Source organism: Paenibacillus sp. LHD-38 (assembly GCF_031157315.1).
Classification (GTDB): domain Bacteria; phylum Bacillota; class Bacilli; order Paenibacillales; family Paenibacillaceae; genus Pristimantibacillus.
Genome location: NZ_JAVIFU010000001.1, coordinates 35,728 through 50,797 on the forward strand (window position 1 = coordinate 35,728; position 15,070 = coordinate 50,797).

The 15,070-nt window shown below is 48.9% G+C and carries 8 protein-coding genes, 2 pseudogenes and 1 riboswitch; all 10 genes and pseudogenes read left to right on the plus strand.

Annotation, left to right across the window (positions count from 1 at the left end; all coding sequences use genetic code 11):
- The first annotated feature begins 19 nt into the window (after positions 1-19).
- Positions 20-118, plus strand: a riboswitch (guanidine-I (ykkC/yxkD leader).
- Between the two features lie 77 nt (positions 119-195).
- The 10 genes and pseudogenes from RCO25_RS00195 (at position 196) to RCO25_RS00240 (ending at position 15,070) form a co-directional block, all read left to right on the plus strand.
- Positions 196-1,557: an APC family permease gene (locus RCO25_RS00195; protein WP_308994139.1), complete on the plus strand. Its 1,362-nt coding sequence runs from the start codon at positions 196-198 to the stop codon at positions 1,555-1,557.
- A 143-nt stretch (positions 1,558-1,700) separates the two neighbouring features.
- Positions 1,701-2,300, plus strand: coding sequence for a PadR family transcriptional regulator (locus RCO25_RS00200; protein WP_308994140.1), 600 nt, complete (start codon positions 1,701-1,703; stop codon positions 2,298-2,300).
- Entirely contained in the window at positions 2,284-4,110 is a 1,827-nt protein-coding gene (locus tag RCO25_RS00205) for an ABC transporter ATP-binding protein (protein WP_308994141.1), read from the plus strand. The genes RCO25_RS00200 and RCO25_RS00205 overlap by 17 nt, the downstream gene beginning before the upstream one ends.
- Before the next feature lie 33 nt (positions 4,111-4,143).
- A complete protein-coding gene (locus tag RCO25_RS00210; RefSeq protein ID WP_308994142.1) occupies positions 4,144-5,907 on the plus strand; it encodes an ABC transporter ATP-binding protein in 1,764 nt (587 codons plus the stop codon).
- Positions 5,882-7,765: pseudogene (locus tag RCO25_RS00215) on the plus strand (ABC transporter ATP-binding protein). Before RCO25_RS00210 ends, RCO25_RS00215 begins: the two are co-directional and overlap by 26 nt.
- A gap of 76 nt (positions 7,766-7,841) precedes the next feature.
- Positions 7,842-8,785, plus strand: a pseudogene (cysK, locus tag RCO25_RS00220) (cysteine synthase A).
- 576 nt (positions 8,786-9,361) lie between these two features.
- Complete coding sequence (locus RCO25_RS00225; protein ID WP_308994143.1) at positions 9,362-10,294, plus strand: AEC family transporter; 933 nt, start codon at positions 9,362-9,364, stop codon at positions 10,292-10,294.
- Between the two features lie 136 nt (positions 10,295-10,430).
- Positions 10,431-11,123, plus strand: coding sequence for an ABC transporter ATP-binding protein (locus RCO25_RS00230; protein ID WP_308994462.1), 693 nt, complete (start codon positions 10,431-10,433; stop codon positions 11,121-11,123).
- Positions 11,107-12,132, plus strand: a complete 1,026-nt coding sequence (locus RCO25_RS00235) for an efflux RND transporter periplasmic adaptor subunit (RefSeq protein WP_308994144.1) — start codon at positions 11,107-11,109, stop codon at positions 12,130-12,132. The genes RCO25_RS00230 and RCO25_RS00235 overlap by 17 nt, the downstream gene beginning before the upstream one ends.
- 58 nt (positions 12,133-12,190) lie before the next feature.
- Positions 12,191-15,070, plus strand: coding sequence for an ABC transporter permease (locus RCO25_RS00240; protein ID WP_308994145.1), 2,880 nt, complete (start codon positions 12,191-12,193; stop codon positions 15,068-15,070).

Consider the following 15,070-nt stretch of genomic DNA (forward strand, 5'->3'; position numbering starts at 1 on the left):
CATGTCATAAAATCAAATAATAATAGTTTTCTAGGGTTCCGCGAACCATTTGTTCGGACTGGACCAAGAGGGAACGCACAGCTTGCTGTGTTCACGGAGGGATAAAAGCCCGGGAGGTTGTCTAACGACAATACCTCCCGGGCTTTTCTTGTTTTATTACCCACAAGAAATAAAAACAATATGGCAGAGGTGTAAATGATGGAAGAAAAAGTGACGTATAAAAAGACGTTAACGTTGTTTCAGGTTGTTGCCCTGGGTTTGGCGTGGATGTCGCCTATGATTTATTTTACCGTATACGGTCTTGCCTACGAAGGCTCTAAAGGCATGATGACGGGCTCGTACAGCATGGCGGCGGCAACTATTCTATTAACTGCAATAAGTTATATCGTAATGTCCAAAAGATTTACATCCTCTGCCTCGGCTTATACGTATGTCAAAAAGGCTATCCATCCGTATGCGGGCTTTTTGGTCGGGTGGGTCGTGCTGCTCGAATATATATTTTCCCCTGTCATCTCTTGCCTGACATTTGGTCTTTATATGCATGCGCAGTTTCCGGATATACCGGCATCGCTATGGATTATTGCGATCAATCTTATTTTTGCTGCCGTGAACATCGTGGGGATTAGGTTTTCGGCAGGCATCAGCAAAATATTTGTGGTTGTACAAATTTTGTTTATTGCCGTGTTTTGCTCTTACTTACTTAAAGGACTGGCCGGTGGCGCTGCAGCGGTTGCCGTACAGCCTCTGCTGCCCCAGGGTGATTGGGGAATCTCGACGATTCTGACCGGCGCGTCATTGGTCTGCTTTTCCTTTCTTGGCTTTGACACGGTTACCACCTTGGCGGATGAAACGATTAATGCCCGCAAAACGATACCCCGCGCCATTATGCTGATCGTTCTTATTGCATCCGTCATGTATATCGTCGTTTCCGCTCTAACAAAGCTGGTTTTTCCAAGTCTTGTTTTCTCGGATGCGGATGCAGCGGGCTTTGAGCTTATGAAGCTGGTCGGCGGGGCAGGGCTTCAATCGATTTTCATTTCGGTGCTTATCCTGGCTGTGTTTACGCAGGGGGTTATTGCCGTAACGAGCGCATCCAGATTGCTGCATGTTATGGGGACGGACTCGACGCTGCCCAAACGATTTTTCGGAAAGCTGCATGCCAAATATAAAACGCCGGTCAACAGTATTGCGGTTGTATGTATAGTATCCTTGCTTGCTCTGGTTCTAAACTTGGAAACGGCGATCAAATTCGTTAGCCTCGGCGCGTTAACGGCATTTGTGTTTGTGAACGGATCGGTCATTGTACAGTTGTATGTGAAAGAGAAAAAGCGATCTTTTAAGCAGACGATCGTTTACCTTGTTATTCCGCTTTGCGGCGCCTGCTTCGTTGGCTGGCTGCTCACGCTGCTTGATCGAACTGCCTTATACATGGGGCTCTGTTGGCTGCTTATCGGAGTCGCTTATCAACTGTACCGCTCAAGGCTGACGGTTACCGCTATTTTGCTTCGAATGGGTTTAGAGAAATCGCCATCTTCCGTAAAGCGGCAAAGGACATAAAAAAGGTTTGTTTTGGAAAACCGGAGGTTTAGCTTATAAAGCTAGGCCTCCTTTTTTTATACGCAACTAATGATTGCCAATTAACGATATATCGTATAGTATTCTAATTAATACGATATATCGTTAACGGAGGAGATTGCGGAATGACAGAAGTGTGGCAGCCAGAGGAACGATTATTTTTGCATCATGCAAATGAAAGAGATAACAGTGGTTCAGGCAGGCGCTATTTCAGCCGCGGCGGAGTAAAATATGCGCTGCTGGAGCTGCTGGGGAAAGAGAGCATGCATGGCTATCAAATGATGAAGGCGCTCGAAGAGCAATCGGGAGGCACTTATAAGCCAAGTGCAGGCTCGATATATCCAACCCTACAAATGCTGAGGGATCAGGGATTCGTGGAATCCTCGAAGCAGGACGGCAAGAAGATATTTGAAATCACGGAAGAAGGCAGGGTTTATTTGCTTGAGGAGAAGGAAAGCGCCGTTGATGCTTCAGACCGCCGGGAGTTTAGCAGCCCGGATGAAGAGGGAGTGCCATGTGATCGAAACAAGCCCAATCGGCGGTTAACGCCTGCGGGCAAGGAGCTGCTTCATTTACTGAAGGCAGCTGAGCGGACGGCCGTGAACGATGCCGGCAAAGCGGTGCAGCTCCGTATCGTGCTCGATCAACTGCGTCTCGCGCTTCGCCAAATCGCTGTTGAAGCAGAAAGCAATGGCGAGGGGGATGCCTATGAGCAACAACCTTAACTCTGCTCCCACGTTCAGGCAGGGCGGCGGCATGAGAAAATTTGGAACGGGCGAGAAGGCAAAGCCGGCAAGCATATACAGCATGTTCATACGGATCTATAAACATGCCCAGACGCAGCTGCCTCTATTGATTGCTGCGATAGCCTGTGTTATTGCCATTTCGCTGCTGGAATTCATCGTGCCGCAATTGACTCGTTATACGATCGACCATATTATCCCGAACCAGCTGTTCAGCAAGCTTATTCTGATTGGCGGAGGAGTATTGGGCTCGGCTGTCGCGTTAGGCGCCCTGCGGTATATCAGTACCTCGCTTATGGCCTCCGTCGGGCAAAAAGTGCTTTACAATCTTCGAAATGAGCTTTACCGGCATATGCAAAGCTTGGATGTTTCCTTCTTTGACCGCAATCGCACCGGCGATTTGATGTCACGCGTCACGAACGACGTAAGCATCCTCCAGCAGATGATTTCCTCCAGCATGATGCAATTATTTACCGATTTTTTTACCTTTACAGCCATTGCGATTTATATGCTTTGGATAGACTGGAAGCTTACGCTGCTGCTGCTTGCGACCTTCCCTTTTATGATTTTGACGACGAAAGTCTTTGGCAAGAGAATGCGATCGTCGTTCCGAACGGTGCAGGAGTCCGTGGCCGATGTCAGCGACCATTTGCAAAATACGCTGACCGGCATAAGGCTAATCAAAGCGTTTACCGCTGAGGAATACGAGTCGGAGCGGTTCTCCGAACGAACCCAGCGGAACATGGATGCGAATATTCAGGTGACCCGCCTGCGGGCTGCTTATGAACCTATTATCGATTTTCTTAATTTTCTTGGTCTCGCTATCGTACTGGTCTTCGGCGCATGGCTGGCTATGAAGGATCAGATGACAGTGGGCACCATTGTTGCGTTTATTGCTTATTTGCGTTTATTGCAAAATCCGGTTCGTCATTTTAGCCGCATCATGAACACGATTCAGCAATCGGCTGCCGCGTACGAGCGCATTATGGAAGTCATGAACACGAAAGCCGAGATCGTTGAACGGGAAAATGCAAGCAGTCTTCCTGTTGTAAGCGGGCATATCGTTTTTAATCATATCGATTTTGCTTATTCGAGCGATTCAACCGTGCTCAAAGATTTTCAATTGGAGCTGGAGGCTGGCAAGGTGACCGCGCTTGTCGGATCATCGGGTTCGGGCAAAACAACGATTGCGCATCTCATCGCTAGATTTTATGATCCGCAGTCTGGAGAAATAACGATTGACGGTTATTCATTAAAGGATGTCACGATAGCCTCACTTAGAGAGCAGATCGGTATTGTGTCGCAGGATATCGTCTTGTTTAACGGTTCGATTGCTGAAAATATTCGTTACGGCAATCATCATTCGACGGATGCCGAGGTTATCGCGGCGGCTGAAGCGGCGAATGCTGCCGGCTTTATCGATTCCTTCCCGCAGGGCTATGAGACGCAAATTGGCGAACGGGGAGTAAAGCTGTCAGGAGGGCAAAAGCAGCGGCTTTCTATTGCTAGAGCTATTCTGAAAAATCCCCGGATTATCATACTGGATGAAGCTACGGCTTCGCTTGATACAGAATCGGAGCAGCACATCCAGGATGCGCTGGCGCAATTGCTCCAAGGCCGGACCTGTCTCGTTATTGCGCATCGTTTATCTACCATTCAGAAGGCAAATCGGATTTACGTACTGGAGCAGGGGCAGATCGTTGAACATGGAACGCATGACGAGCTGCTGAACCTCCAAGGCCGTTACAGCCAGCTGTATGAATTGCAATTCCCGCAAACCGATGAAGCGTAACAAAAATACTCCATTTTAGGAAGTGATCGTTTTTTGAAATCAAAAAGAATACTGGCAGATTTTTTTCGGAAAACGTGGTATATCTACCTGATCTCGATTTTTTTCCATTTGATTTCTAACTTGATCAATGTTTTTTTTCCAAAGGTGCTGGGTCAGTTCACGGATAAGCTGCAATTGGGCGGATTAACGAGCAAGCTGATTGTGGACTACAGCTTGCTGCTGCTGCTGATTGGTGTCGGTCATGTGCTGTTTAACGGCTTAGCGATGTATTTGGTTATGTATGTGGGAAGAAAATTCGAGTTTCTTGTACGAAGGGGATTGTTTAAGCATTTTACCGACATGAGCGAAAAGTTCTATTCGAAGAATGGCGTCGGCAAGCTGCTCAGCTACTTTATGAATGATGTCACCGCGGTTCGCGAGTCCATCTCTATGGGCGTCAATTCGACCGCAAACGCGACGATGCTGCTGATCGCGGCGATAACCATGATGCTGCTGAGCCACATACCCTATTATTTAATATTGGCTTCTGTCTTCCCGCTGTTGCTGATCCCGGTCATCGTTGTCTATCTCGGTCCGATTATTAGAAAGAGGTCGCTCGAGGTGCAGGAAGCGCTGGGCACGATGACGGAAACCGCGGAAGAGCAATTCGGCGGGATAAGGGTGACCAAGAAATTTGCGGTCGAAGACATTATGAATGAGCGTTTTGGCAAAACCGTAGAGCAAATCAGGCATAAGCAATTGCGTCTGGTGCGGGTTTCATCATTCTTTCAGGCGTTGATTCCATTTCTGGGGGCAATCGCTTTAATTATCGGGCTTGCTTTTGGCGGCTATTTGACGATTACGAAGCAGATTACACTCGGTAATTTTGTTGCCTTAACGCTCTATATCCGAATGCTGATGAATCCGCTTCAGCAAATTGGTAACGTAATCAATTCCATTCAACGCTCGCGCGCTTCTCTGGAGAGGTTGAACGGCCTGCTCGCGCAGCAATCGGATATTGTCGAGCTGGATCATGCTAAGGCTGTAAATTTGGAGGATGCAGGGATCACTGTTCGGAATTTGACGTTCGCTTACGATCCAGGTTCGAATCCCGTCCTGCGAAATATAAGCATGAATGTGAAAGCCGGTACGACCCTAGGCATCATCGGCCGAACAGGCAGCGGTAAGACAACCTTGATGAAGCTGCTGCTCCGCACCTTTGATCCGCCTCCCGGCACCATCGTGTACGGGCAGACGGATGTGAGAGAGATGACGCTTGCGAGCTTGCGCAATCAAATTGCCTATGTACCCCAGGATGGCTTCTTATTCAGTACGACGATTAAAGAAAATATCGCTTTCTCTAACAGAGAGCTTGATCTTGACGCCGTTGAGGCTGCTGCTAAGCATGCCCAAATCTACGATAATATCATTGAGCTGCCGAATCAGTTCGAAACCAGGCTCGGGGAGCGCGGCTTAACCTTATCGGGCGGCCAGCGCCAGCGAACGAGCCTTGCGCGGGGAATCGTCAAGAATGCTCCTATTATGATTTTGGATGATAGCGTCAGTGCGGTTGACGCGGTGACGGAGAAGGGCATTATTGAAGCGCTCCAAACCGATCGAAACGGCAAAACGACGATCATTATTGCGCACCGCATCAGTGCAATTAAACATGCGGATGAAATTATCGTACTGGATGACGGTATGATCGTACAGCGGGGAACGCATGCTGAGCTGCTCATGCAGCAAGGACTCTATGCTACGCTTCATGCCATACAGGAGGAGGGGAGTCAACATGCGACCGGCACAAGCCATTCATAATTGGCAGGCGGATCAGAAGGGTGATCCTAATCAGCCGGAACAGAAGCCGGAATATGTATCTGCCTTCCGCACGCTGTTCGGCTATGCAAAACCGCATTTGTGGGCATTCATCGGCGTATTTTGCTGTACATTGATAGCCATTTTATCGGATTTGCTGCAGCCTTTTTTGATGAAAATTGCGATTGATGATAATTTATTATCCGGCAAAAACGATTTCAAAGGCCTGCTTACGATTTGTTTTATTTATTTTGGTTTATCTTTGTCGAGCTTGCTTTTTACTTATTTTCAAAACAATTTGCTCCAAAATATCGGCCAAAGCATCGTGTCGCGTATTCGCAAGCAGCTGTTCGGACATATTTTGAAGCAGTCGATGCGCTATTTCGACCGCATGTCGAGCGGCAGTCTCATTACGCATGTCTCGAGCGATACCGAGGCGCTGAACCAATTTTTTAATCAAGTGCTGCTGAGCCTGTTCCGAGACGGGTTGACCCTGATCTTCATTATCGTGATGATGTTTCAGCTGGACACGAAGCTTGCGCTGTATTGCTTAATCCTGCTTCCGATCATATGGGCAATCGCCATTGCCTTCCGTTCCTTCATGCGTACGACCTATCAGCTTGCAAGAACGAGATTGTCCCGTTTGGTGGCTTTTGTAGCGGAGAATTTGTCCGGCATGAACTTGGTGCAGGTGTTCCACCAGCAAAAGGAGCAGGAGAAACAGTTCAATGAGCGAAACGGCTTGTATTTCAAGGCGAATCTACGGGAAATCCGCACGAATGTCGTGTTTGGCCGGACCTTTGATATTTTGAGCAATTTATCGATTGCGTTCGTAACGTGGATCGGCGGTAATGCCGTGCTCGGGCAGCAGCTTGAATTTGGGGTGCTGTATGCATTCATTACGTATATCCGCCAGTTTTTTCAGCCGATTAATACGATCACGCAGCAGTGGAATACGCTCCAGTCGGCTACGGTGGCCGTTACCCGAATTTGGAGCGTGTTTGCGAATAAGCCGGATGTGACGGATCGCGAGCTGGACCATGTGGATCTGCGGAAGGAAGAGCTGGGTGAAGACGCTGATGAACATCAGGCTTCTATGTCGAACCTCTGCCTAGAGCAGGTAAAAGGCCGGATCGATTTTAACAGGATCTCCTTTTCCTACGAGGAAGGGATACCGATTATCCGCGATCTGGACCTGCACATTAATTCCGGCGAGCTCATTGGCGTGGTGGGGACGACCGGCGCAGGCAAAAGCTCGCTGATCAGCTTGTTATGCCGCTTTTAAGATGTGAAGGAAGGCAGCATACTTATCGATGAGACGGATGTACGAGACATTCCGCAAGCCACGCTGCACCGTCTGGTCGGGCTCGTGCAGCAGGAGCCGTACCTTTATTCGGGCAGCATTATCGAAAATATAAGGATGTTCGATGAGTCGATCTCCCGCGAGGAGGTTATTCGCGCCTGCGAATTTGTTGGAGCGGATACGATCATCAAGAAGCTGAAGGACGGCTACGAGACGAAGCTGTCGGAGCGCGGCAGCGGCTTGTCGGCAGGCGAGCGCCAGCTCATCTCCTTCGCTAGAATTATCGTTTTTAAGCCAAAGGTACTTATATTGGATGAGGCGAGCGCGAATTTGGATTCCCATACGGAGCAGCTGATTCAGAATGCTCTTCAAGTCGTGTCCCAGGATCGGACGACAATTGTCATCGCGCATCGATTATCTACCATCATGCAGGCCGACCGTATCATTGTCATGAGCCACGGTGAAATCGTGGAGCAGGGCAATCATCAAGAGCTGCTCGAGCATGATGGTCACTACAAGGAGCTTTATGAGCATTCGCAAGGAAATGTTGCGGTGTAGCTGCCAGTTAGCTACATCGCTCCACAAAGAATCGGCACGTGCCGCAGGGCCATTACTATAGCAGGAGGTAGATGTCATGAGTCTCGTTGTAAGCAACATTACCGATTTAATAGGGAGTACGCCGCTCGTTCGATTAAACAAAGTGGTGCCGGAAGGCAGCGCGGAAATTTATTTGAAGCTGGAGTTTTTTAATCCCGGCAGCAGCGTCAAGGATCGCATTGCGATTAGCATTATCGAAGAAGCTGAACGTGAAGGAAAGCTGAAGCCAGGGGATACGATTATTGAAGCAACAAGCGGCAATACGGGCATTGGCATCGCTCTGGTCGCAGCGGCCAGAGGCTATAAAGCGATTCTGGTTATGCCTGAGACGATGAGCTTGGAGCGCCGCAATCTGCTGCGGGCTTACGGGTCGGAGCTGGTGCTTACCCCGGGATCAGAAGGGATGAAGGGGGCGATTCGAACGGCGCAGGAGCTTCAAGTGAAGCATCCTGAATATTTTCCGGCGCTGCAATTCGAAAACCCGGCCAACGTGAAAATTCATCGTGAAACGACCGGTCCCGAAATCGTAAGAGCGATCGAGTCGCTTGATGGCAAGCTGGACGGCTTTGTAGCGGGGGTAGGTACCGGCGGCACGATCACGGGCGCGGGCGAAATATTGCGCGAGCGGTTCCCATCCATTCAGATTGCGGCTGTTGAACCGACCTCCTCCCCCGTTTTATCGGGAGGATCACCAGGGCTGCACAAGATCCAAGGTATTGGAGCGGGCTTCGTTCCATCGATTTTGGATACAAAGGTGTATGATGAAATCATACAGGTAACCAATGAGGATGCCTTCGAAACGGCGAAAGAGTAGCGAAGGAGGAAGGCATTTTAGGCGGCATCTCTTCAGGGGCGGCTGTGTTTGCAGCCATTCAATTGGCGCAGAAGCTGGGCACGGGCAAACGGGTTGTCGCGGTCATCCCGAGCAACGGCGAGCGTTATTTATCGACGGTGCTGTATCAGCAGGAGCAGCAGCTCTAAGCGTATTCAAAGATGAGAATCACGGACAGCTAACGGCTTCATACGCCGGAAGGCTGTTCGTTTTTTTGTTTATATCCGCAGCCATTAATCGATAATTGTTAGTCGTTAGTCGTTAGTCGTTAGTCGTTAGTCGTTAGTCGTTAGTCGTTAGTCGTTAGTCGTTAGTCGTTAGTCGTTAGTCGTTAGTCGTTAGTCGTTAGTCGTTAGTTGTTAGATCATGATAGATGGAATTTCTCCCTTTAAAATGATAGATTTCCGCTTTTAAAGGAAATTAGATGGAAAAGTTCCATCTAATTCTGTGCAATTAGGAGAGTCTGATGCGAAATTGATGAATTAACATGAAAAATTCCAGTTATTTCAAAATTTCAGCTGAATATAGCTAACTTAGCTGGAGAAATTCCAGTTAATCGATAGAGTGGGAAAATCAGAAATCTGATACGGGGCAACAGCATCAGTAAGACCGGCCTACAGAAAGCTTGCCTAATCGATCCGTAACCTATTAAAATGAGTGAAGCGAACATAGGGCCGCACTGGCCGCTTTCTCAAACTCTAGAATAGAAAGAAGCAGATGCAGCAATGAGTATTTTCCTTCATATCCTCATGACAAACGTACTTCCGATGGCCTTTATGATCGGTCTCGGCTTCATTATTCAAAGAGCGTTCAAGCTGGATATCAAAACCTTGTCCAAGTTGAACTTTTACTTGTTTTCGCCGGCAATCATGTTCGATCTGCTTTATAAAACCGATATTTCCGCGCAGGTGATCGGAAAAATCTTGTTTTTCTTCCTGATTTTCATGCTTGCGCAATATGTCATCGTTGAGGCTGTCATTCGAATTAGAGGCTACCAGCCCAGCATGAAAAGCGCGATGCGCAACAGTGTCTTGTTCTATAACAGCGCGAATTACGGCATACCGCTCAATCAGCTGGCTTTTGCGGGAAATGAAAAGACGCTCGCCATCCAGGTATTAATTATGATGGTGCAATCGCTGGTGCCGAACACGTACGGCATTTATAATGTCAATGCGCATAAAGCCGACATGCGCGCCATTTGGCGGACTATATTGTCCATGCCGATCATTTACGTCATTCCGCTGGCTTTCTTATTGCGGGGCTTCGAGGTGGCGATCCAGCAAACGCTGGCTACGCCGATCGAATATTTATCATCTGCCTTTATTGGCACGGCGCTAATTACATTAGGCGTTCAGCTTGGCAATATGGAATGGAAAATCAAACGCTCCCTTCTCATCGACGTCAGCTTATCGGGTATGCTGCGGCTTGTTGCGGGCCCATTGCTTGCTTGGTTGATTGTGTGGCTAATGGGACTCGATAAGCTGACGGCTGCTGCACTTATCGTTTCCTCTGCCGTGCCGACATCGCTAAGCAGCGTTTTGCTGGCGGTAGAGTTTGATAATGAAGCGGAATTTGCTTCGCAATCGGTATTTGTTTCCACGATTTTGAGCATTATTACGGTCACGGCTGTCATTTTCTTTTTAAAGTTGAATGTATAATGCCGGTAAAGTCTATTAGTCTAGCGAAGCTAGTCTGATAGGCTTATTTTTTTGCTTGTACATCAAGATGGGTGAGGTTAAAATGGAAAAAGATATAAATGTAAACGTTTTATTGGAAACGGAGGTTTACCTTAAAATGCTGCCAACGACGCATGATATCATTCATGCAAGCGCTTTAAAAAGAACGTTCGGACGTGGAATGGGAGCAGTCACCGTATTGAAAGAGGTGGATTTATCCATACCCGCCGGCAAGCTGATCGCGTTTAAAGGAAGATCAGGCTCCGGGAAAACGACGCTTATCAATTTGCTAAGCGCCTTGGACCGTCCCACAGAAGGGCAAATCACGTTTGCAGGCCGCGATTTGACAGCGATGTCGAATCAAGAGAGGGATAAGGTTAGACGCAATGAAATGGGACTTATTTTTCAATCCTTCGCTCTCATTCCTCTTATGTCTGCCTATGAAAACGTGGAATTCATATTAAGAGTTTCCGGTATGGCGGCGAACGGCCGGAAGGAAGCAGCCGTTGAAGCCTTGGAGCAGGTCGGCTTGAAGGGACGCATGCATCATCGGCCTTTCGAGCTCTCGGGCGGGGAACAGCAGAGAACCGCAATCGCAAGGGCGATTGCCCATAAGCCGAAGCTTCTGCTGGCCGATGAGCCTACTGCCGAGCTGGACAGCCGCACGGGCCTGCAAATTATGAAGGTATTTCGCGATTTGGTAGAGACGGCAGGCATGACGATCATCATGACGACGCATGATCCTGCCATTATGGAAATTGTTGACCATGTTTATGAATTGGAGGATGGACAAATTGTCGCAAAAGCTTAAGCCGCTGCTAGGCTGGTCATTCGCGCTGCTTCTTAGCGCTTCACTTACGGGGTGTTCCTTGCTTCCTGCTGAGGAGGAGGCATTAAAGCCGCCTCTCATCAAACCAGCGCAAGAAAATTATCGCACGGTCACAGTTGAGAAGGGGACGATTACGCAGGAAATTAAAGGAAGCGGCAGCCTTGAATCGACGAAGTCCGAGATTGCCCAGTTTACGGGCCAAGGCGGCCGAATCGCGAAGATGATGGTGACCGCCGGCGCACAGGTGAAGAAGGGCGATGTCCTTGTTCAGCTTAACGTTGACGGATTAGATATTCAATTAAAGGAGCAGCAGCTCGCGGTTGCGAGGGCGAAGCTGTCGTTTAAGCAAGCCAAAGCAGGCGCAGACAGCGATGCGATCAATATCGCTAAGCTACAAATGGAGATCGAGGAGCTAAAGCTGGAGAGGTTGATGGCCACCTTCAATAGCAAGCAGCTTGTTGCCGGTATGGACGGACAAGTTACGTTTGTTGAGGAACTGGAGGAAGGCGATTTTGTTGAGGCGTATCAGACGCTTGTCATTATTTCCGACCCCTCGAAGCTACGGGTTGCGCTCAGGGTTGAGGCAGGCGCAGAAATTAGCAGCGTAGATGTGGGTTTCCCTGCTGTCGTTACCTTTGGCACACAAGAGCTTCAGGGCAAAGTGGTACAAACGCCGTCATCGGCTCCAACGACCTTGAACGAGCAGCTGCAGGATCGTTATTCCAAGACGCTGTTCATCGAAGTGCCAAAAGTGCCGAGCGACGCGAAGATCGGGGCGTTTACCGATGTGAAAATTATTTTGCAGCAGCGCGATGATGTCTTGAAGATCCCTCGCAGCGGCGTGCGCAGCTTCCTTGGCAGAACATTCGTCAGAACGCTGGAGGACGGCAATAAAATTCGCGAAATCGACGTGGAAACGGGAATTAAAGGATCGACCGAAATGGAAATTACGAAGGGTCTCGAGGAAGGCGCGGTCGTCGTGCTGCAGTAATAGAACGAGCTTTTGCCGATTGCTTATCTACAGCCGTTGACGCTTGGGAGGTTTTGAAGTGGCTTTGTTTGTCATGATTATACGAAAAATGGTGCAAAATAAGTGGTTGGTTGCTAGTTTGTTTATCGGCCTGGTGATGTCAGTCGCACTCGTCAGCAGCATGCCGATTTACTCAGAGGCTATTTTGTCGCGGATGCTGGTCAAGGACTTAGAGAAGATGCAGACCCAGAAAGGCGTTTATCCCGGAAACCAATATAATAAATTGTTTTACACGAAAGAAACACCGGAGAAAATGAATAAGATCTATACGCAAGTGGACCGCTACATTCATGAGCAGGCCCAGGCCAGCTTTCAAATTCCGGTGCAGCAGCTTGTCGTGGATATGCAATCGAAATCAATGAAAATCAGGCCGCAAAACGATCCTGATCCGAGTTCGAAGAAGTCGGTTAAGACCATGACGCTGCGCTCTTTCTCTGATCTAGAAGAGCATATCAAGCTGACTGACGGCAGAATGCCGGCAGAGCAGCAGCCAGTCGACGGCGTTTATGAAGTGCTTGTTACGGAACGGGGCCTTATTCAATTCAAAACGGTTCTGGATTCGGAATTTTTTGTCGACGACGATAAAATTGCCGGGGAAATAAAGTTTAAGCCGGTAGGTGTTTTTCAGAAGAAGCTGGATGATGATCCGTATTTCAGAGATACGGACCTGAGCGAGCTGAGCGGAAGTTTTGTTATCAGCGACAAGCTGGCGCAGCAGCATCTCATGCAGGAAGCCCGTTTTCCGGTAGCTTCGGTAGGCTGGTTCTTCGTGCTGGATTATTCCAAGCTTGAGCTTAGATTCGTAGATGACTTCATTCAGACGACCAACAAAATCCGCAACGTGATGCTAAACAACGTAACGCTTTATCAGACCGTTTCGGAAACGCCGGCGCTCGACACTATCTCCAAGTATTTGGAGCGGGCGGAGCAGTTGAGAACGTTAATGTGGTCGCTGAATGTTCCCGTATTAATTATGCTCGGCTTTTATATGTTTATGGTATCGAATCTTATCGCCGACCGGCAAAAGAACGAAATTGCCGTCCTGCGCAGCAGAGGAGCGGCGCGCTGGCAGGTCATTACCTCCTACGCGGTGGAAGGCATTATTTTATGCGGCGTCGCATTTGGCATAGGTCCATTGCTCGGCGTAGCATTGACCGAATTGCTCGGCGCATCGAATGGGTTTCTCGAATTCGTGCAGCGCGTCCGCCTGCCTGTCAGACTGACGGAGGAGGCTTACCGCTATGGAGCAATCGCATCCGCTGCCTGCTTTGTCATTATGCTTATTCCGATTATTATGGCGACCCGCGTCTCCATTGTCGGACATAAGCAGCAATTAGCCAGACTTTTGAAATCTCCGCTATGGCATAAAATGTTTCTAGATGTCATTGCGCTAGCCCTGGCTATTTATGGATTATACACATTCAAAAAAAGGCTGGCCGATCTGCAAAGCTTAGGATTGAATGCCGATGATTTGAACATCGATCCGCTGCAGTTTGTCGTACCCGCGTTGTTTATTATGGGAGCGGGCTTACTCTTGCTCCGCTTGTATCCATGGGTGCTTAGGCTAGTGTACTGGATCGGTAAGAAGTGGTGGCCGCCATCCGTATACGCGACCTTGATCCAAGTCGGACGCTCCAGCACGCAATATCAATTTCTGATGATCTTTCTCATCATGACGATTGCGACAGGCGTATTCAGCGCTTCTGCGGCACGGACGATCAACAATAATACTGAGGACCGAATCAGGTATGGCAACGGCGCAGAGATCGTTTTGACGTCGCAGTGGACAAATGACGCCCCGCCTCCTCCAGCTCCAGGGGCGCCGCAGCCGGAAACACCGGTCACGCAAGCGCCTGTACATTATTTGGAGCCCGCGTTTGAGCCTTTTAAGACGATTAAGGGCGTGGAGCATGCGGCAAAAGTGTTCAAAAAAGAAACTGCCTTCAGCGTGAATGACAGCTCGGGGGCTGCAACGCTTATCGGCATTGATACCGATGAGTTTGGAGAAACGACTTGGTTTCGCGACAGCTTGCTTGATTATCCGATCAATGACTATTTGAATTTGCTCGCAGGCGACTCGCAAGCCGTGCTCATTTCAAAGACGCTTGCCGAGCAAAACAAGGTGAAGCCTGGCGATACGATCTGGGTGGGCTGGAGCGATGTGCCGCAGCAGCCGTTTAAGGTGTACGGCATTATCGATTATTTCCCTACCTTTAATCCAAACCCAGCCGTAGGCAGCGTGGATGCGAGCGATGAGTCGTCAACCGGTAACGCGCCTATGCTGATCGTAGGACATTTGCCGCGCATACAGGTGCAGCTTGCCCTCGAGCCATACGATGTCTGGATCAAGTTGAAGCCCGAGGTAAGCACGGCTGAGTTTTATGAAGGACTCAAGGAATCAAAGCTTCCGATTACGAACATCGTGAATACGAGAGAAGCGCTCGTGAATGCCAAAAATGATCCGTTTCTGATGGCGTTAAACGGAATTTTGACCTTAGGCTTCGTACTGTCAATTCTCGTGAGCTTTATCGGGTTTTTATTGTACTGGGTATTGTCACTGCGAGGCAGAACGCTGCAAAACGGTATATTGCGGGCGATTGGCTTATCGCTTAAACAGCTTATCGGAATGCTTGCGGTTGAACAGCTGCTAACCTCGGGCGTTGCCGTTCTCATTGGAATCGCAGTCGGAAACGTGGCGAGCCGATTGTACGTGCCTAATTTTCAAATTGCCTTTAATCCGAGCAGCCTTGTACCGCCGTTCAAGGTCATGTTCGACGCTTCGGATTTAATGCGCATCTATCTGCTTGTCGGCTTCATGCTGGTCATTGGGCTTGGCATACTGGCGTACATGCTGTCGCGCCTGCGTATCCATCAAGCGATAAAGCTAGGGGAGGATTGA